An 18731-nucleotide genomic window follows, 5' to 3' on the forward strand; every position below is an offset into this window, starting at 1 on the left:
TTTATTTTATTATTTCTTTAAAGACTTTTGTGCCTTGAAGCAATTCATTAACATCATGAATTCGCAAAATTTGCACACCTTGCATCATTAGATAAATTGAGGATGCTACTGTTCCTCCAATTCTTTTTTTGGTATCATTTTTTCCTGATATTTCTTTTATAAATCTTTTTTTTGAATTACCTATAAGTATAGGAAAACCTAAAGAATGAAAAATAGAAATATTACTAATAAGATTAATATTATGTTTCAAATTTTTTCCAAAACCTATGCCTGGATCAATGATAATATTATTATGTTTGATACCAATTTCTTTTAACAAACTTATCTTCTGTTCAAAAAAATCATAAATATCTAATAATTCATTTTTATATTTTGGTTTATTTTGCATATTCTCAGGCGTTCCTTGTGAATGCTGTAAAATAAAAGGAATTTTATATTTTTTAAGAACATTGATAGTTTCAGGGTCATACTCTAATCCAGAAACATCGTTAATAATTTTTACACCATTCTTAATTCCTTTTTTCATAATTTCTGATTTTCTAGTGTCTAATGAAATTGGAATTTTTTTACTTATAAATTTAATTATTTTCTCTATTCTTCTCCATTCTGTTTTATTAGCGATTGCTTTTGATCCAGGGCGAGTAGACTCGCCCCCTATATCAATAATATTTGCTCCCGAACTAAACATCTCTAAAGCATGTTTTAAGCCCTTTTTAACTGTATTAAATTTTCCTCCATCAGAAAAACTATCTGGGGTAAGATTTAATACCCCCATTATATTTGGAATTTTTTGAAAATTTAAATTTGAAAAATTTTTTTGCTTTGATTTTATTTTGTTTAAATCTATTTTAATTAATTTTTTTAATGGTTTTGATAAATTATTAATTTTTTTTATAGAAATTTTTTTTTTTGAAGTTCTTGATATTATTTCAATATGGTCAAATGAAAGATTTTTATTTCCATTTAGAGGAATCGATTTATCACTATTTACAAGTAATCTAGATTCATTACCATAATAGAAATTACACACTCTAGTGTAATATCTTCTCATTTCTTTTCTTAATGAACTATTTTTGGTTTTAAACCCATTGCACCCAAAGCTGAGCTTTGATCATCATTTTCTTTTGGTTTTTCCACTATTTTATCTTTTGGGTATAAATTTTTATTAATTATATTTTCAATTTCTTCACCTGTTAAAGTTTCATAAGTAATCAGAGCTTTAGCAATTTTGTGTAAATCATCAATTTTTTCAGTTAATATTTTTGTAGCCTGATTATATCCCTCATCCACTAGCTTTCTAATTTCTTTATCTATTTTTTGAGCTACTTCCTCTGAAACAGATTGCGTTTGAGTTACAGATCTTCCTAAAAATACTTCTTCTTGGTTTTCTCCATACTCTATTGGTCCCATTTCCTCGCTCATTCCATATTTTGTAACCATAGCCCTAGCAAGTTGTGTAGCTTGATTAATATCTGACCCACTACCACCTCCTGCACCAGTAGAAATATTATCTTTTCCAAAAATCAATTCTTCGGCAACTCTACCACCAAAGCATACAGCCATTCTAGCTTTTAGGTATTTTATTGAATATCCATGCTTATCTCTTTCAGGTAAATTCATAACCATACCTAGGGCTCTACCTCTTGGAATAATTGTTGCTTTATGTATTGGATCATAGCTTGGCATATTAAATGAAACTAAAGCATGTCCACCTTCATGATATGCTGTTAATTTTTTTTCGTCCTCCGTCATTACCATTGAACGTCTCTCGGATCCCATCATCACTTTATCTTTGGCTTCTTCAAATTCAATTAGTGTAACAATTCTCTTATTTTTTCTTGCAGCCAATAATGCAGACTCATTTACTAGATTAGCTAAATCAGCTCCTGAAAACCCAGGCGTTCCTCTTGCTATAGTTCTTAAATTTACATCTGGTGCCATTTTAATTTTTTTAACATGCACTTTTAGGATTTTTTCTCTTCCGATAATGTCTGGATTTGAAACAACTACCTGTCTATCAAATCTACCAGGTCTTAATAAAGCTGGATCAAGAACATCAGGTCTGTTAGTTGCAGCAATTATAATAACACCTTCGTTAGTTTCAAACCCATCCATCTCTACTAACAATTGGTTTAAAGTCTGTTCTCTTTCATCATTTCCACCACCTAATCCAGCTCCTCTACTTCTACCGACTGCATCTATTTCATCTATAAAAATAATACATGGTGAATTTTTTTTACCTTGCTCAAACATGTCTCTTACTCTTGAAGCCCCCACACCAACAAACATTTCTACAAAATCTGAGCCTGAAATTGTAAAAAAAGGAACACCAGCTTCTCCAGCTATTGCTCTTGCTAATAAAGTTTTTCCAGTTCCTGGAGGTCCAACTAACAAAGCACCTCTTGGTATTTTTCCTCCAAGTCTACTAAATTTCTTTGGATCTTTTAAAAATTCTACGATTTCTTCAACCTCTTCTTTTGCTTCCTCTACACCAGCAACATCATTAAATGTAACTTTACCTTTAAGCTCGTTCATCATTTTGGCTTTAGATTTTCCAAATCCCATCGCACCACCCTTGCCACCTTGCATTTGTCTCATAAAGAAAATCCAGACTGCAATTAATAGCAACATTGGGAACCAAGATAAAAGAACTCCAAACAATGATGGCATTTTTTCATCTAAAGGTGCTGCCGAAATACTAACTCCTTTATCTGATAGTTTTTCAATTAAGTTAGGGTCATTAGGAGAGTATGTAGAAAAGGAGTTACCATTAGAAAAAACTCCTTTAATATTATTACCTTGAATGTCAACTTTCAAAACCTCACCATTTTCTACGGAGGTTAAAAATTCTGAAAATATAATTTGATTTCCACCTCTGACGTTTGATTGTGGGTTCTTAAACATATTGTATAGACCAATAGTCAAGAAGACTATAATTCCCCACATAGCGAGATTTTTTAAATTCATGGTAGTAAGATAATAATTATTACAAGATTAACAAGTGACAAAATATCATTAAATATTTATATTTTATTACTCTTTTGACAATATAACAGTCCTATTAACCTTTTTAATTAAACATCCTCCCAAAGTAACTTTAAAAGAAGATTTAGATTTTACCAAATCAATAATCTTATCAATTTTTTTTCCTCTAACAGTATAATATTTCTTTCCAATAATTTTTATTATTTCACCAAAAGATCTAAATATAACTTCTTCTGATTGAGAAAAAAAATTTTCTTTTAGAATTGCATTTTTTTTTTGAAAAATAGTTACATTTTTTTCTAGGTTTTTTTTTGTATAAAATTTTATATTTTCATTAGCGAATTTTAAATTTTTTATTGTTAAAAAAAATTTATTTTTATCCAGTCCCTCTAAGCTTAATTCTTTTAATAAATTTCTAACTTTAACTCTCTTAAATTTATCATCTTCATTTGATGGATCTTCAATATATGATTTAAAAACAAATTTGCTAATATAAACTAAATCATCTTTTTCAATATTTATTAAGGGTCTAATTAAATTGATATTATTTTTTTGTACTTCACTACCCAACGAGACTAATCCTTGCAAACCACTTCCTCTTAAAATTCTTATAAAAAAATTTTCAAATAAATCATCTAAATGATGACCCACTAAAATATTTTCTATTCTGTTTTTTTTTGCTTTATCACACAACAGCTCGTATCTTTTTTCTCTAGCAATAGATTGAATATTTTTCTTAGGTTTGGGCCCCCTCCAAGTTAAAATATTTAATTTTATAGAAAAATTTTTTAATTTTTTTTGAACATATTTAGCTTCTAATGTTGAATTTTTTCGTAATTTATGATCAACAGTAAAATATTTTACTTTCAAAGATTTTTTGATTGAATAGATCTTTGATAAAAAAGTTAGCGCTAGACTATCTGGGCCTCCTGAAACAGCTACAATAAAATTTTTATTAATTGCTAATTTGCCCTCAAATTCTTTATAGATTTTAAGAGTTCGCCTATCTTTTAATTTATTTAATAAAAACTTATGAGTCTTCTTTGATGCATTCGAATTTTTTTGACTCATATTTTGCTTTTTGAATTACTGATTGGTTAGCTTTAGGATATTGTAACTCGACTCCATTTATCATCTTACACCCCTGGTCTTTTTCTCCAATTTGAACCATTGATACACCAAGTTTTAATAGATTTATAGGAGCCTTATTGCCTTTTGGATATTTTTGATACCCTTCTAGATAAGCTGATGCGGCATCAGTGTAAAGTTGTCTTATTCTAAATGTTTCTGCATACCAATACTGAGCGCTGCCAGCTAATTCATGTTCACTATTAGAAAGCACAAACTCTCTAAAAGCTCTTTCAGCAGTACTATAATCACCAACCTTTAAAAAACTCGTTGCAAATTCGTACTGTTTTTTTGGTGATAAATCTTGTGGTAATATTTTCTCCTCAGCTTGAAAAGTTTCTGTCACAACAGTCGCTGTTGTATCTACAGATTGAATTTGTTGTGTTGTTTCAGATGTCTCTGTATCTTTGTATGATATTGAGCCAAGATCTTGTGGCTGAGAGCTTCCAGGTAATATTTCAGTTTTTGTATCTGTTTTTGGTTTTGAGGATAGTTGTGTTGTAATTTCACCAGAACTTATTGCAGACTCTATATCTTGAAATCTTATCTGATTATCAGCTTGAATTTTTGATAGCCTATTTGATAATTTATCTAATTTAAAATTAATTTCTTCAAATTTATTGGTTAATTCTCGAAATTGACTTTCAACTTCAGATAATTTTAATAGATGTCTTGTAAGAACATCCTCTGAATTATTGTCTAGCCCAATAGTTGACTGTTCATTTGATGATTTGATTTCAATTGAACCAGAATAAACTGCTCTTTCAAGAGTTTTAAGATCATTCTTAATAATTTCTAAAGTTTCATAAATGTTGTGATTATCTGAAAAGGAATATTGTGAAAAACTTAAATTAAAAAAAATTAGTAATATTAATTTAAATATAAATCTCATTATTATTTAGATTTATGATTATAAAAATGGCAAAAAAAAGACCCTAAAACTTTACGCTTTAGGGTCTTTAAATTAAATTCTTTAATTTGCTTTAACAGTTACAGATCTTCTATTTTTTGACCAAGCTAATGGGTTTGAGCCAGCATCAACTGGTCTTTCTTTTCCATAACTTAACACTGAAATTCTGTCAGAAGATATTCCATAAGTCATCAAATAATCTTTTGCAGAATTTGCTCTTCTCTCTCCTAGCGCTAAATTATATTCTCTAGTACCTCTTTCATCTGCGTGTCCTTCAAGAACAACATTGATGCTAGAGTTTTTTCTTAACCAAGCTGCTTGAGCTCTTAATGTCTCTCTTGAAGCTGTTGTTAAAATAGTTTCGTTTGTTGCAAAGAAAACTCTATCTGGAACACCGTCTGCTAAATATTCAACCGTATCAGTTCCTGTATAAACATCACTTTGCATCTGGCCTTGTATATCAGTTGCGACTTCTTTTTTTGTTGCACATGCAGTTAACACCAGGCATGCTGCTAATATTAAAAGTGTGTTTTTATAAATTTTACTCAATATCATTAAATTGCTCCTTGCTGCTAATTTCAATTTATTAGTTTTTCACAACTAATTAGAGGTTTCAAGTCAAAAAATCAAGTTTTTTAGATTAATTACTCAATAATGATGACCATGATGGGTCAGATGCATCAGTCTGAGTTTCAACTAAACGTTCATTATAGCCAGTTAAATCTATTGACCATAGCTTAGCAGAAAACCCTTCACCTTTTGCGTTAGTTTTTGTTTCTCTATAAAAGATTAAAACTCTCCCATTTGGAGACCAGGATGGTGCTTCCTGATAGTAGTTTTCTGTCAATAATCTTTCACCTTTACCATCTGTTCTCATCACGCCAATATAAAATTTACCTTTATGTAATTTGGTAAAAGCTATCAGATCTCCTCTAGGTGACCACACAGGTGTTCCATAAATTCCATTTCCAAATGAAATTCTTTTGACGTTGCTACCATCACTTTTCATTACATATATTTGCTGGTACCCACTTCTATCAGAATTAAACGCAATAAATCTTCCATTTGGAGAATAAGATGGTGAGGTGTCAATAGAAGGATGATTTGTAATTTTTTCTACCAATCGATTTTCTAAATTCATTGTATATATGTCTGATTTTCCATCTTTAGCAAAACTCATTATTATTTTTTTACCATCAGGAGAAAATCTAGGAGCGAAAGTCATTCCAGGAAAATCACCCACAACTTCTTGGGTTCCAGTTTCAATATCTAATAAATAAACTCTTGGTAAATTTTTAAAGTACGACAAATATGTAACCATCTGACTGGTGGGATTAAATCTTGGGGTTAGTACAAGTTCATTTCCAAGTGTAAGAAATTTATTATTTGCACCATCTTGATCCATGATCGCTAATCTTTTTTTTCTTTGTGTTTTTGGACCTTCTTCTGCGACATAAATTATTCTTGTGTCAAAGTATCCTTTTTCTCCTGTCAATCTTTCATAAACTTTATCTGATATAATATGTCCTACTCTTCTCCAATTACTTGGTACCGTAGTAAATGCTAACGCCATCATTTCTTTAGCTGCCAAAATATCCCATAACCTAAACTCAACTCTTAACTTTTCATCAATATATGTTACTTTACCAGTTATAAGTGCTTGAGCTTTAATTAAATTCCAATCTTCAAATCTAGGTTTTAAATTTGCAATATCTGGTGCTTGTAAAAATGCTTCTTTACTCAATGGATTAAATAAACCTGATGTTCTTAAGTTATTTTCAACTATAGTGGAAATTTCAGATCCAATATTTTCTTTTTTAAGAATTTTTTCAAAACTTTTTTTTGATTTATCATCAATTGATAAAGGTGAAACTGCTAATGGAAGTGGATTTAAATTTCCTCTAGTAATATCAACCTCTATTAGAGCAAAAGCTTTAAGTGGAAGTAGACTTATTAAAAATAAAAGTATTAATTTTTTTTTCATTTATTTATCTTAACCTTCTAACATCTCTCTTGCATCAAAATTTAATTGTAATTCTTTCCATCTTTCATAGCCAGTTGTTGGGACTCTTAAGGGTTGGCATAATTTTACAGCTCTCAATGCACTTTCAGCTAACACTTTGTAAAAGCTTTGGCCAGGCTTATTCATTCTAGCATGATCTAAAATTTCAGTTTTTGATACTGAACCATCTGGCTCAAGCATTAATTTAATTCTTACCAATAAATCTTCATTATACGGCAATCCAAGAGGAATACTCCAGCATCCAAAAATTTGAGCTTTTAAAGCATCCTCTTCACTTAAAGTCAGTCCTGAAGTTACAATACTCTTATCTTGATCTTGAGTGATGTCGTTATTTTTTTTAATTAATTCTGCTGTATCTTCTTTTGCCTTATCAATTAATTTTGCAATATTATCTAAATCAACAAATTCCTTTTTTTCAAATTCTGAGACTTGTTTTACTTCTTCATCCAATTTATCAGGATTTTGTTTGCTTTCTTTTTTTGTCTCAATTTTTTTTACAGTTTTTTCAGGTAATGGGATTGCTTCAGGTGTTTTGCTGTCAATTTTTTCATTTTTATCAACTGAAACAACCGTTTTTGTTTTAGTTTTTTTTACTTTCTTTGGTGGTGCTTGTTCTGATACCAATTTTTTTTCTTTTTCTTTTACTTTCTCAATTATTTTTTTTGCTTTAGGAGCAAATGGAATATTTGTCTTTTCGGCAATTTGAATTAATTCAACAGATACTATAGGTGGTATTTCCAAAGGTTTTTTGGCTAAAAATGGTAAACTCATTGCTGTTATAAAAATTAAACCTGCATGAAAAACAGAAGATATAATTATACTTCTATTCATAAAAGTTACCTTTGTTTATAGGGCTCGGATATTAATGCAACTTTAGTAAAACCTGATCCAGACAGTAACCCCATTATTTCCAACACTCTTCCATAGTTAATTGTTTTATCACCTCTTACATAAATTCTAGTATCTGTCCTATTTTTAGAAACTGCTAAGACTTTAGCAATAATGTTATCATACTCTACTTTTGCTTCTTGAATAAAAATTTCACCTTTTGCATTAATTGAAAGTGTTAATGGTTCAGCTTCTTCTGGAAGGGAGTCAGCAGACGTTTCTGGGAGATCAACTTGTACACCTACTGTTAGTAATGGCGCAGTTACCATAAAAATAATTAACAAAACTAACATTACATCGACGAAGGGGGTAACATTAATCTCACTCATAGGTTCTTTTGATGAACGGTTTAATTTAAATGCCATTTAAATTATAGTTAAGAATCTTTTTGAAAAATTTTCTAATTTTTGAGAATACTTTTGAGAATCTGTATTAAATTTATTGTAAGCAACTACTGCAGGAATTGCAGCTAACAGTCCCAATGCAGTAGCGAATAGTGCTTCTGCTATCCCTGGAGCAACGATTGCTAAACTTGTGTTTCTTGAAATTGCAATAGATTGGAATGAGTTCATTATGCCCCAAACTGTTCCAAATAAACCAATAAAAGGTGCTGTGGAACCAACTGTTGCTAAAAAAGTAAAACCTTTGTCAATTTTAGACATCTGTTTTTCAATTCCAACCTCTAGAAAAGTACTCATTTTTTCACTTAAATTATTTTTGAATTTTTTTTTGAGTAAACTTTCCATTGCATCTTGAAACACAACTGCCATGGGATCATCAACTTTTGCTGGTAAACTATTATAAAATGTTTCTGCTGATTTGGAGTTCCAAAATTTTTCCTCAAAATCATCTGATGATTTGTTAATTTTCCTAAATAATCTAAACTTATCAATAATTACTGCCCAGGAATAAACTGAGCAAACTATCAAAATAATAATTACTGATTTGACTATTATATCAGCTCTAAAAAATAAGCTCATTAATGAAAAGTCAGTATTAGTGCCTAATCCTACTGCTTGTGATGCTATATCAGCTTCCATATTTAACTCTTCACACTTAAATGTGTCATGAATTTGTCTTGTATATTTTATCTATTCTTCAATTTTGTAAGTTTCATAATAAAAACTAGCTATTAAAATAGCATCAGCTTTATTAGAGTCTTTTTTTCTTGATAAATGACCTGAAAAATAAGGGAAAATCTCAATTGCCTTTGTTCTACTTGCATCTTTCTCTGAATTTATAAGATTAAAATATTTTTTCCATTTTGCAGGTCTTACAAAGTACATAGGTAGTTGCATTGCAGAACATATCCCTTTTAAAATTCCGTATGATTGACCAAAGTTAAACATACTAGTTACACCCTGACCTGGCATCGCTGATACCTGTTCTATAACTACTTTTATATCATTTTTATCTAATTTTTTAATTCTAAGCGATATTTCATTAAAAATTTGTGAACCATTAACTTGTTTTTTATTTTTTTTACCTTCAGCCATGGTTGGCATTTCTACCACATCAATAATTTTTCCATTTTGAAAAAAACATATTGATCCTGAAATACCTGGGTCAATTCCAATTATAAGCATTAATTATTTTCAAAGTTTGCGTTTGAAAAAACATTTTGTACATCATCATCATCTTCCAATGACTCTAAAAATTCAATTACAGTTTCTTGCCTATCTTTATTAACATTGGCACTATTAAGTGCAACCCATTCTATCTCGGTTGAAATAAAATTTGCAACAATTGACTCTAATTTTTTTTTTACATTGTATATATCGCTAATTGGACACTGAACTTCATGAAATTCATCATGAGAAATACATTCATCAGCACCAGACTCAATTGCAAGTTCAAAAATTTTTTCATCAGAAATTTCTTGTTTATCAATTTTAATGATACCTAATTGATTAAAATTATGTGATGCAGATCCTTGTGTTCCTAAGCTGCCACCACTTTTTTGAAATATAGTTCTTATATTCGATGCAGTTCTATTTTTATTATCAGTTAAGGTTTCCACAATTACTGCGATTTTATCTGGACCAAATCCTTCGTATCTAAGATTTTCAAAATTAATACCTGTTGCGGCAGAAGATTTATCAATTGCTCTTTCGATATTATCTTTAGGCATATTGGCAGATCTTGCTGCCTGAATAGCAGACCTTAGTCTTGGATTCATTGCAGGGTCTTTATCACCAAGTTTTGCAGCTACACTTATCTCCTTAGATAATTTTGAAAAAATTTTAGATCTTTGCTTATCTGCTTTTCCCTTTGAATGCTTAATACTTGCCCACTTCGAATGACCTGACATAATTTTTTAAGTATTTTTTAACTGACCTCCACAAATATAACTTTCAATACTATTTGCTAATCCAGTTTCTATATCACAATCAACAATAACACCACACAAAGTAGCATCACCAATTGCAGGAAAATGTTTTACTGAATTCTTTTTTAAAAATCTATTCAATGAATTTTCTGTGTTCATGCCAATAATTGAATTATAATCTCCACACATACCAGCGTCTGTTTGATAGCCTGTACCACCAGCCAAAATCCTTGCATCATTAGTTGGGATATGTGTATGTGTCCCGACTACTAATGAAGCTTTACCATCAAAAAAATGTCCTATTGCATTTTTTTCACTTGTTATTTCCCCATGAAAATCAACTACCAACAAATCATAATCTTGCTTTAACTTATATTGTTTCATAAATTTTTCTGCAATCTCAAAAACATCATCACATTTTTTCATAAAGACATTGCCCATTAAGTTCAACACTCCAATTTTAATTTTGTCTTTAGTTTCATAAATATTAAAGCCTTTACCTGGTGCTGGCTCAAAAAGATTTTTGGGACGTAATAATTTATCCTCTTTATCAATGAACTCCATTATTTCTTTTTGGTCCCACACATGGTTACCGGTAGTAATAACATCAACTCCACAATTAAAAAAATCATTACATATTTCTTTAGTTAAACCCACACCCTGAGCAGCTGCATTTTCACCATTAACAATTACAAAATCTATTTTTTTTAATCTTATTTCACTCAGAAGATTGCTCATTAATTTTGAACAACCTGAAATTCCAACAACATCACCTAAAAACAGTATCCTCATCTTAATATTTCTTTTTCTGTAATTATAAAATCTAATCTTTTATCATGTTGATTGATTGGTATAGATGATATTTTTTGAAAAGAAAATGCTAGACCAATTTTTATAACTTTTTTAAATTTTTCAAGTTTTTCAATATATCGATCGTAATAACCGCCTCCATAACCCAATCTATTTAAATTATTATCATAGGCTACTAATGGGACTAATAAAATATCTGGATAAACAATCTTAGATGAGACAGGTTCAGGTATGCCAAATTTATTCACTCTTAATGGATCGTCTCTTGACCAACTACAAAAGTTCATTTGATTATCTTTTTTTATAATTGGTAGTGATACTTTAAAATTTTTTTTTTCTAACAAATTTAAAACATCTAAATCATCTATTTCATAATTTGATGGATAATAACCACCAAAATTTTTTAGATTTAATCTTTTTTTTTTTAAAAAAGAAATAAATTTATTTGAATCAATTTTTAAATCTTTATCAAATAGTTTTTTTCTGATTTTTAAAGTTTTATTTCTTATTTGGGATTTATTCACGGAAATCTATTGAGAAATATTATCTAATTTAGCTTTTGCAATAAAATTAGATATTTCATCTGTAGCATCATCAATTAATTTTTCATATTTTTTATGATTAGTCTCGATTTCATTTTTAAAGTTTAAATGATTAATATTTAACTCTTGAATTTCTTCCTCTTTTTTATCTCTGTAATCATAAATAAGTGATTTTAATTCTCTAAATTTATTTGAAAGATCCTTTAATTCATTTTTCTTTTGATCGACTTTTTTTTTTGTCTCATAGTACTCATCCATAATCTTAACTGCCGTAATCAAAAGAAGTTTATTTTCCCCTAGATTTCCAAGATTATTTTTAAGATCATTAAATTTTTGATTAATTTGGATTAATAATTCCTCAAGATGTTCCTCTTGACCGTCTTCACATGACAGCAAAAACTCTTTATTATTAAATTTGATACTTACATTTGCCATTTATCTATTTCTTCTAATAAAGTATCTGTTTCTTGATTTAATTCATCAATTTTTTCAGAAAACTCTATTTGTTTTTTTTGTTCCAATTTTTCTTTATTTTGAATTTCTTCAAGTTTTTTTGTTAGATTTGTGTGTACCTCTAAAAGAGATTTATATTTATCCTCTAATTCAGATTTTTCAATTTCTAATTGAGTTTTTTGAGAGCTTAAATTATTGATATTATTTTTTAAGTCGGGGTTGCTTAAATCTAAATTTTTTAACTTTGATAAAGCTTCATTCAATTTTTTTTCTTTTTCGATCATAGAATTCATATATATATGTTTATATTATTAAATAGAATCTTCTTAGTCTAGTCAGGATAATTTTGAGCAAACTACATAATGATTTGGCAAATTGCATCAGATTTCTTTCAATTGATGCTGTGCAAAAAGCGAATTCTGGTCACCCTGGTATGCCAATGGGTATGGCAGATGTTGCAACCGTTCTGTTTAAGAATTTTTTAAAATTTAACCCAAACAATCCGGATTGGCTAAATAGAGATAGATTTGTTCTATCTGCAGGCCATGGTTCTATGTTACTTTACTCTCTATTATATCTTACTGGATATAAGAGTATTTCACTTAATAGTATAAAAAAATTTAGACAACTCAATTCAATTTGTGCAGGTCACCCAGAGTATCACCCTAAAACTGGAATTGAAACTACAACAGGGCCTCTTGGTCAAGGAATTGCAAACGCTGTTGGTTTTGCAATTGCAGAAGAAATTTTAAAAAAAAAATTAGGTAAAGAAATTATAAATCACAAAACCTATGTTCTTGCAGGAGACGGTTGCTTAATGGAAGGGATAAGTCATGAAGCAATGAGTTTAGCTGGACATTTAAAACTCAAAAATTTAGTGATGCTTTTTGATAACAACTCAATATCAATTGATGGGCCAACAAGTTTAGCAGTTTCAGATAACTTTAAAAAAAGATTTGAAAGTTATGGATGGGATTATATTCTTATAAATGGTCACAACGAGCAAGAAATTTTTAGAGCTTTAAAAAAAGTTCAAAATGCAAAAAAACCAACAGTTATTTCTTGTAAAACCAAAATTGGTTATGGATCTCCAAACAAATCTGGCAAATCATCTTCTCATGGAAGTCCTTTAGGTTTAGATGAAATAGAGCTAGCAAGAAAAGCGTTAAATTGGGGATATAAACCTTTTGAGATTCCAAATAAAATTTTAAATGAATGGAAAAAAATTGGTAAAAAAGGTCAGAAACTTGAGAATGCTTGGAGCAAGATTTACAAAAAGAAAAAAGTCATAATAAATGATTTACTAAAAAATAATTTTACAAAAATTATAAAAACTGAAAAACAAAATGCAATTAAAGAACTTAAAAGTTTAGCAACCAGAAAATCCTCAGAACTTACTTTAAATGCGTTGACAAGTGTTGCTAATAATTTAATTGGAGGCTCTGCAGATTTGGCAGGATCAAATAACACTAAAACTAAACATCATAAAATAGTTAAAGCTGGTGAATTTAACGGGAACTACATTCACTATGGCGTAAGAGAGCATGCAATGAGTGGGATAATGAATGGACTGGCTCTTCATAGTAGTTTTATTCCATACGGAGGAACATTTTTAATATTTTCAGATTATTGCAAGCCATCAATAAGATTATCCGCTTTAATGGAGCAAAGGGTTATTTATGTCATGACACATGACTCTATCGGACTTGGAGAAGATGGCCCAACCCATCAACCAATAGAACAATTGTCGGGCTTGCGTTCTATTCCAAATCTAAATGTTTTTAGACCAGCAGATAGAATGGAAACTATAGAATGCTGGGAACATGCATTAAAAAGCTCAAAGACACCAAGTGTTTTGTCTTTAACAAGACAAAATCTTGATCCAATAAGAAAACGAATTTCAAACATAAATAAATGTTCTCTTGGAGCATATGAGGTTTTAAGAACGAATAAAAAAATTCATTTAACAATACTTGCAAGTGGTTCTGAGGTTAATTTAGCAATCGAGACTAGTCATAAATTAGCCAAAGATAAGATATATTCAAAAGTAATATCGATGCCTTGCCAAGATCTTTTTGACTCCCAATCAAATTCATACAAACAAAAAATAATTAATGAAACAAAAGAAATAATTTCTATAGAAGCAGCATCAACAGATTGTTGGAAAAAATATATAGGGAAAGATGGGCTGTCTTTTGGAATTGATACATTTGGAAAAAGTGCACCTTATAAAGAAATTTATAAACACTTTGGTTTAACAGCAGCAAATATTGCTAACAAATCAAAAAAAAAGGTTAGAAAAAAAATATGACTATAAATGTTGGAATCAACGGTATGGGAAGAATTGGTCGAATGGTTATCAGAGCAATTATAGAAAGCCAAAATAAAGATATTAAAATAAAACACATCAATAATAGATCTAATTCTGAAGCAAGTTGTACGCTAATTAAATACGACTCTGTTCATGGAAAATTTAATGCAGATCTTGATTACGACGAAAACCATTTAATTATAAATAAAGATAAAATTACCTTCTCTCAAGAATCAAAAATTGAGGATATCAATTGGAAAAAATTTGGTGTTGATTACGTTTTTGAATGTACTGGAAAATTTAATTCTAAAGAAAAATTATTGGCACATATTAATAATGGTGCAAAAAAAGTTATAGTCTCTGCCCCATGTAAAAATGCAGATAAAACTATTGTTTTTGGTGTTAATGAAAAAGAGCTAACAAAAAATGATCAAATAATTTCTGCTGCATCATGTACTACAAATTGTTTAGCACCAGTTGCAAACGTGCTTCACAAAAATTTTGAAATTGAAAAAGGTTTTATGACTACTATTCATGCTTTTACAAGTGATCAAAGAATTTTAGATAATTCCCATAAAGATCCAAGAAGAGCAAGATCAGCAAGCCAATCAATTGTTCCTACATCAACAGGTGCCTCAAAAGCTATTGGAGAAATAATACCATCATTAAAAGGTAAATTAGAAGGTGTTGCGATGAGAGTTCCAACTCCCAATGTATCACTCATTGAATTAGTTTTTTGTACTAAAAAAGAAATAAATAAAGAAAAAATTAATGATGCCTTTAAAGAAGTTTCAAAAAGCCAATCTAAAAAAATATTAGAAATTACATTTGAAAAATTGGTATCTGTTGATTTTAATCATAATTCATCATCAGCAATTGTTGATTCATCACTCACTAGCGTGGTAGGTAAAAATATGGGAAAAATTTCAGCTTGGTATGACAATGAGTGGGGATTTTCAAATAGAATGTGTGACATAGCAGAATACGTCCACAACATCTCTTAATGAAAAGTATAAAAGAAGAAGAAAATATTAATAATAAAAAAATATTATTAAGATTAGATTTAAATGTTCCTTTGCTTGAGGGTGAAATAACTGACACGACAAGGATTGATAAAATTTTACCTACTTTAAATTTTCTAACTTCTCAAAATGCAAAAATTATAATTATTTCTCACGTTGGAAGACCAAAAGGAAAAGTTGTAAATGAACTTTCACTTAGGCCAATATGTAAGGATTTGGAGTTAAAATTAAGTCAGAATATAAAACTCATTTCTAAAGATGTTAAAGAGATAAATTCACAGGATTTATTTAATAATAACGATGAAAAAATAGTCATGTTAGAAAATATAAGATTTTATCCTGAGGAAGAAAAAAATAATCCTCAATTTGCAAAACATCTTGCAACCTTGGCTGATATTTACGTTAATGATGCCTTTTCATGTTCTCACAGAGCACACGCTTCAATTGATCAAATAACAAATTTTCTACCTAGTTATTCAGGATTACAATTTGATTTAGAAGTTAGTGCTTTAAAGAAAATTACTTCTGAAATTAAAAAACCTATAACTTGTATAATAGGAGGCTCGAAAATCTCTACTAAAATTAATATAATTAAAAATTTAATACCTAAATTTGATAACATCATAATTGTAGGTGGAATGGCTAACAACATTATAAAATATTTGGGTAATAATATTGGAAAATCAATACAAGAAGAAAACTCTGACCTAGTTATTAAAGAAATTTTTTTACTTTCAGAAACAGAGCACTGTAAACTGACATATCCTGAAGACATTGTTGTTGGAAAAGATTTAAATGGAAAGCCTCAAATAAAAGAGTTGAATGAAATTTCATCAGATGAAATGATTTTAGATATTGGTCCAAAAACTATTAACATGATTAATAATATTATTGATGAAAGTAATACAATTTTATGGAATGGGCCTGCAGGATATTTTGAAAATCCAAGTTTCGCTAATGGCAGTGTTGAAATTGCTAAGAAAATAATTGAGAAAAATAAATCTAATAAAATTTATTCTGTTGCCGGAGGTGGAGATACAGTTTCATTGTTAAATAATTTAAATGCAATAAATGATTTTAATTTTATTTCAACTGCAGGTGGAGCCTTCTTAGAATATCTTGAAGGTAAAGAGCTTCCTGGTATAAAAGCTTTAAATTAAATGTCAGAACTTAATAAAATTGCTATAAAAATACTTTCAAACGGTAAAGGTATACTTGCTGCAGACGAAAGTAATGGAACTATGACTAAAAGATTGGAGTCAGTAAATATTCAATCATCACCAGAAAATAGACTTCTTTTTAGAGAAACACTTTTTACAGCAGACAGTATGAGAGATTGTATTGGTGGTGTTATTTTGTATGATGAAACAATCAATCAAAAATCAAGTGATGGAAAAACAATCCCTGCTATGATTTCAAAAACGGGAGCTGTTCCAGGAATTAAAGTAGATACAGGTGCAAAAGATCTAGCAAATTCATCAGATGAAAAAGTTACTGAGGGCTTAGATGGACTAAGAGAAAGATTAAAAAAATATTATGAGCTTGGAGCAAGATTTACAAAGTGGAGAGGTGTTTATAGTATTGGTGAAAAGTATCCAAGTAAACTTGCAATCAATTCAAATGCTCATGCACTTGCAAGATATTCTGCTCTAGTCCAAGAGTGTGAGATGGTTCCAATTGTTGAGCCTGAAGTCTTAATGGATGGCGAGCACTCGGCAGAAGACTGTTTAATTAAAACATCTGAAGTAATTCAAAAATGTTTTGAGGAACTTATTATTCACAAAATTGATCTGACAGGAATAATTTTAAAACCAAATATGATCCTAGCTGGTAATAAGTCAAAAAACAAAATCACCAATGAAGAAGTTGCTTCTAAAACACTTGAATGCTTAAAAAAATCTGTTCCAAAAGAAGTTCCTGGAATTGCTTTTTTATCAGGTGGCCAATCAGAAATTGAAGCAACAGAAAATTTAAACCTAATTAATAAAAGTAATAATACTGATTTTATAATGACTTATTCATATGGAAGAGCTCTTCAGCAAAGTGCTTTAAAATTCTGGTCAAAAGATATTAAGAATATTGAAGGAACCCAAAATGTTTTTAATCATAGAGCAAGAATGAATACTATGGCAGCTCAAGGAAAATGGTCAAGTGAACTTGAAAATAAGTAAAAAAAAATTTATTTATCTTATTTCGCCCAATAAAATATACCCTCAATTCTATAAAGATTTAAAAGAAATACTTGAAACTGGAAAAGTTGATTCTTTCAAATGAGGCTTAAAAAATACTCCTTTAAGGAAAAAATTTTAATTGGAAAAAAAATTCACCAAATTTGTAAAAAAAATAGTACTAAATTTTTAGTAAATGATGATCCCAATACTTTCAAAAAAGCTAAATGCTGATGGTTGTCATTTGGGTCAAAAAGATATGGATATAAAAAATGCAAGAAAAATTATTGGAAATAAAATTATTGGAGTTACCTGTCACAACTCTATCAGATTGGCTAAAACTGCCATCAAAGAAAAAGCAAACTATATTGCCTTTGGGGCTTTTTTTTCTACTACAACAAAAAAAGTAAAATTTAAGGCTACTACTAAAATTTTAAATAAAGCAAAAAAGTTAACCAAAGTACCAATAGTTGCTATTGGTGGAATAAATTTTAATAATTATAAAAAACTGTTATTGAACAATGCTAATTTATTAGCTATCTCAGGCTACGTTTGGAATAATAAAAAATATAAACCCTTAGAAAGTATAAAAAAACTCAAATGAAAATTAATGCAGGAGAAATAAGAGTGGGAATGCTTTTAGAGTACAAAAATGATTTATGGCAAGTCCTTAAAACTCAACATGTAAAACCTGGTAAAGGTGGAGCATTTGCTCAAGTAGAAATGAAAAGTGTAGGCAAAAATACAAAATTAAATGAAAGATTTAGATCTAGTGAAACTGTTGAAAAAGCATCATTAGAGGAAACTAATTTTAATTATCTATATGATGATGAAAATAATTATTTTTTTATGGAACCAAAAACATTTGAACAAATTGAAATTAAAAAAGAAATTGTTGGTGAACAAGGAAAATTATTAACTGAAAATCTTGAGGTTTCTGTTAGTTTTTATAATGAAAATCCAATTTCAGTTGAACTTCCAAATCAAGTAAAGTGTAAGATAGAAACGACAGATGTTGCTCTAAAAGGACAAACTGTTTCTTCATCTTATAAACCTGCAACACTTGATAATGGTTTAAACATTCAAGTACCACCATTTATTGAGTCTGGTGATGAAGTAATAGTAGATACAAGAACATCTTGAGTACGTTAAAAAAATATAA

At 29.3% G+C, this 18731-nt stretch carries 19 protein-coding genes and 2 pseudogenes; 6 read left to right on the forward strand and 15 right to left on the reverse strand.

The genetic code is table 11. From position 1 onward, the window contains the following. Position 1: 1 nt before the first annotated feature. The 15 genes from folP to Q0X98_RS04330 form a co-directional block, all read right to left on the reverse strand. A complete protein-coding gene (folP, locus tag Q0X98_RS04260) occupies positions 2-1051 on the reverse strand; it encodes a dihydropteroate synthase (protein WP_297681776.1) in 1050 nt (349 codons plus the stop codon). Positions 1052-1059: 8 nt separating this feature from the next. Continuing rightward, on the reverse strand, positions 1060-2967 hold the full coding sequence (gene ftsH, locus Q0X98_RS04265; protein WP_297681777.1) for an ATP-dependent zinc metalloprotease FtsH: 1908 nt from the start codon (positions 2965-2967) through the stop codon (positions 1060-1062). Positions 2968-3033: 66 nt separating this feature from the next. After that, complete coding sequence (tilS, locus tag Q0X98_RS04270; RefSeq protein ID WP_297681778.1) at positions 3034-4056, reverse strand: tRNA lysidine(34) synthetase TilS; 1023 nt, start codon at positions 4054-4056, stop codon at positions 3034-3036. Next, the gene (gene ybgF / locus Q0X98_RS04275; RefSeq protein WP_297681779.1) at positions 4016-5005 is read right to left on the reverse strand and encodes a tol-pal system protein YbgF; all 990 of its coding nucleotides are present in this window, start codon (positions 5003-5005) and stop codon (positions 4016-4018) included. The genes tilS and ybgF overlap by 41 nt, the downstream gene beginning before the upstream one ends. A gap of 81 nt (positions 5006-5086) precedes the next feature. Next, positions 5087-5578 (reverse strand): peptidoglycan-associated lipoprotein Pal, encoded by a 492-nt coding sequence (pal, locus tag Q0X98_RS04280; protein WP_297681780.1) that lies wholly within the window; start codon positions 5576-5578, stop codon positions 5087-5089. Between the two features lie 85 nt (positions 5579-5663). Then, the gene (gene tolB / locus Q0X98_RS04285; protein WP_297681781.1) at positions 5664-7007 is read right to left on the reverse strand and encodes a Tol-Pal system beta propeller repeat protein TolB; all 1344 of its coding nucleotides are present in this window, start codon (positions 7005-7007) and stop codon (positions 5664-5666) included. Between the two features lie 9 nt (positions 7008-7016). Next, on the reverse strand, positions 7017-7877 hold the full coding sequence (locus Q0X98_RS04290) for a cell envelope biogenesis protein TolA (RefSeq protein ID WP_297681782.1): 861 nt from the start codon (positions 7875-7877) through the stop codon (positions 7017-7019). 5 nt (positions 7878-7882) lie between these two features. Continuing rightward, positions 7883-8299 (reverse strand): protein TolR, encoded by a 417-nt coding sequence (tolR, locus tag Q0X98_RS04295; protein ID WP_028036321.1) that lies wholly within the window; start codon positions 8297-8299, stop codon positions 7883-7885. Beyond that, complete coding sequence (gene tolQ, locus Q0X98_RS04300) at positions 8300-8974, reverse strand: protein TolQ (RefSeq protein WP_297681783.1); 675 nt, start codon at positions 8972-8974, stop codon at positions 8300-8302. Between the two features lie 51 nt (positions 8975-9025). Then, on the reverse strand, positions 9026-9520 hold the full coding sequence (locus tag Q0X98_RS04305; protein ID WP_297681784.1) for a crossover junction endodeoxyribonuclease: 495 nt from the start codon (positions 9518-9520) through the stop codon (positions 9026-9028). Then, positions 9520-10245 carry a YebC/PmpR family DNA-binding transcriptional regulator gene (locus tag Q0X98_RS04310; protein WP_297681785.1) on the reverse strand — a complete coding sequence of 242 codons (726 nt, stop codon included), beginning with the start codon at positions 10243-10245 and terminating at the stop codon, positions 9520-9522. The genes Q0X98_RS04305 and Q0X98_RS04310 overlap by 1 nt, the downstream gene beginning before the upstream one ends. Before the next feature lie 6 nt (positions 10246-10251). Then, positions 10252-11055 (reverse strand): TIGR00282 family metallophosphoesterase, encoded by an 804-nt coding sequence (locus tag Q0X98_RS04315; RefSeq protein ID WP_297681786.1) that lies wholly within the window; start codon positions 11053-11055, stop codon positions 10252-10254. Next, positions 11052-11597 carry a 5-formyltetrahydrofolate cyclo-ligase gene (locus Q0X98_RS04320; RefSeq protein ID WP_297681787.1) on the reverse strand — a complete coding sequence of 182 codons (546 nt, stop codon included), beginning with the start codon at positions 11595-11597 and terminating at the stop codon, positions 11052-11054. Before Q0X98_RS04320 ends, Q0X98_RS04315 begins: the two co-directional genes overlap by 4 nt. A 6-nt stretch (positions 11598-11603) precedes the next feature. Beyond that, a complete protein-coding gene (locus tag Q0X98_RS04325; protein ID WP_028036315.1) occupies positions 11604-12050 on the reverse strand; it encodes a cell division protein ZapA in 447 nt (148 codons plus the stop codon). Beyond that, positions 12038-12352 carry a 5-formyltetrahydrofolate cyclo-ligase gene (locus Q0X98_RS04330; RefSeq protein WP_297681788.1) on the reverse strand — a complete coding sequence of 105 codons (315 nt, stop codon included), beginning with the start codon at positions 12350-12352 and terminating at the stop codon, positions 12038-12040. Before Q0X98_RS04330 ends, Q0X98_RS04325 begins: the two co-directional genes overlap by 13 nt. 62 nt (positions 12353-12414) lie before the next feature. Between Q0X98_RS04330 and tkt the strand changes: the two genes are divergently transcribed. The 6 genes and pseudogenes from tkt (at position 12415) to efp (ending at position 18731) form a co-directional block, all read left to right on the forward strand. After that, positions 12415-14379: a transketolase gene (gene tkt, locus Q0X98_RS04335; RefSeq protein ID WP_297681789.1), complete on the forward strand. Its 1965-nt coding sequence runs from the start codon at positions 12415-12417 to the stop codon at positions 14377-14379. Further along, positions 14376-15383 carry a type I glyceraldehyde-3-phosphate dehydrogenase gene (gene gap / locus Q0X98_RS04340; protein WP_297681790.1) on the forward strand — a complete coding sequence of 336 codons (1008 nt, stop codon included), beginning with the start codon at positions 14376-14378 and terminating at the stop codon, positions 15381-15383. The genes tkt and gap overlap by 4 nt, the downstream gene beginning before the upstream one ends. Continuing rightward, the gene (locus Q0X98_RS04345) at positions 15383-16561 is read left to right on the forward strand and encodes a phosphoglycerate kinase (RefSeq protein ID WP_297681791.1); all 1179 of its coding nucleotides are present in this window, start codon (positions 15383-15385) and stop codon (positions 16559-16561) included. Before gap ends, Q0X98_RS04345 begins: the two co-directional genes overlap by 1 nt. Then, entirely contained in the window at positions 16562-17572 is a 1011-nt protein-coding gene (locus Q0X98_RS04350) for a class I fructose-bisphosphate aldolase (protein ID WP_297681792.1), read from the forward strand. Then, a pseudogene (thiE, locus tag Q0X98_RS04360) lies at positions 17559-18173 on the forward strand (thiamine phosphate synthase). Before Q0X98_RS04350 ends, thiE begins: the two are co-directional and overlap by 14 nt. Next, a pseudogene (gene efp / locus Q0X98_RS04365) lies at positions 18170-18731 on the forward strand (elongation factor P). The pseudogenes thiE and efp overlap by 4 nt, the downstream one beginning before the upstream one ends.

The organism is uncultured Candidatus Pelagibacter sp. (assembly GCF_943788075.1).
Taxonomy (GTDB): Bacteria; Pseudomonadota; Alphaproteobacteria; order Pelagibacterales; family Pelagibacteraceae; genus Pelagibacter.

Excerpts from the sequence above, each read along its gene's own strand:
- Q0X98_RS04290 (WP_297681782.1), bottom strand. The coding sequence starts at position 7,877 with ATGAATAGAAGTATAATTATATCTTCTGTTTTTCATGCAGGTTTAATT.
- Q0X98_RS04305 (WP_297681784.1), bottom strand. The coding sequence starts at position 9,520 with ATGCTTATAATTGGAATTGACCCAGGTATTTCAGGATCAATATGTTTT.
- ftsH (WP_297681777.1), bottom strand. The coding sequence starts at position 2,967 with ATGAATTTAAAAAATCTCGCTATGTGGGGAATTATAGTCTTCTTGACT.
- tolB (WP_297681781.1), bottom strand. The coding sequence starts at position 7,007 with ATGAAAAAAAAATTAATACTTTTATTTTTAATAAGTCTACTTCCACTT.
- Q0X98_RS04350 (WP_297681792.1), top strand. The coding sequence starts at position 16,562 with ATGTCAGAACTTAATAAAATTGCTATAAAAATACTTTCAAACGGTAAA.
- pal (WP_297681780.1), bottom strand. The coding sequence starts at position 5,578 with ATGATATTGAGTAAAATTTATAAAAACACACTTTTAATATTAGCAGCA.
- tolR (WP_028036321.1), bottom strand. The coding sequence starts at position 8,299 with ATGGCATTTAAATTAAACCGTTCATCAAAAGAACCTATGAGTGAGATT.
- Q0X98_RS04310 (WP_297681785.1), bottom strand. The coding sequence starts at position 10,245 with ATGTCAGGTCATTCGAAGTGGGCAAGTATTAAGCATTCAAAGGGAAAA.
- Q0X98_RS04330 (WP_297681788.1), bottom strand. The coding sequence starts at position 12,352 with ATGATCGAAAAAGAAAAAAAATTGAATGAAGCTTTATCAAAGTTAAAA.
- tilS (WP_297681778.1), bottom strand. The coding sequence starts at position 4,056 with ATGAGTCAAAAAAATTCGAATGCATCAAAGAAGACTCATAAGTTTTTA.
- folP (WP_297681776.1), bottom strand. The coding sequence starts at position 1,051 with ATGAGAAGATATTACACTAGAGTGTGTAATTTCTATTATGGTAATGAA.
- gap (WP_297681790.1), top strand. The coding sequence starts at position 14,376 with ATGACTATAAATGTTGGAATCAACGGTATGGGAAGAATTGGTCGAATG.
- Q0X98_RS04345 (WP_297681791.1), top strand. The coding sequence starts at position 15,383 with ATGAAAAGTATAAAAGAAGAAGAAAATATTAATAATAAAAAAATATTA.
- tolQ (WP_297681783.1), bottom strand. The coding sequence starts at position 8,974 with ATGGAAGCTGATATAGCATCACAAGCAGTAGGATTAGGCACTAATACT.
- ybgF (WP_297681779.1), bottom strand. The coding sequence starts at position 5,005 with ATGAGATTTATATTTAAATTAATATTACTAATTTTTTTTAATTTAAGT.
- Q0X98_RS04325 (WP_028036315.1), bottom strand. The coding sequence starts at position 12,050 with ATGGCAAATGTAAGTATCAAATTTAATAATAAAGAGTTTTTGCTGTCA.
- Q0X98_RS04315 (WP_297681786.1), bottom strand. The coding sequence starts at position 11,055 with ATGAGGATACTGTTTTTAGGTGATGTTGTTGGAATTTCAGGTTGTTCA.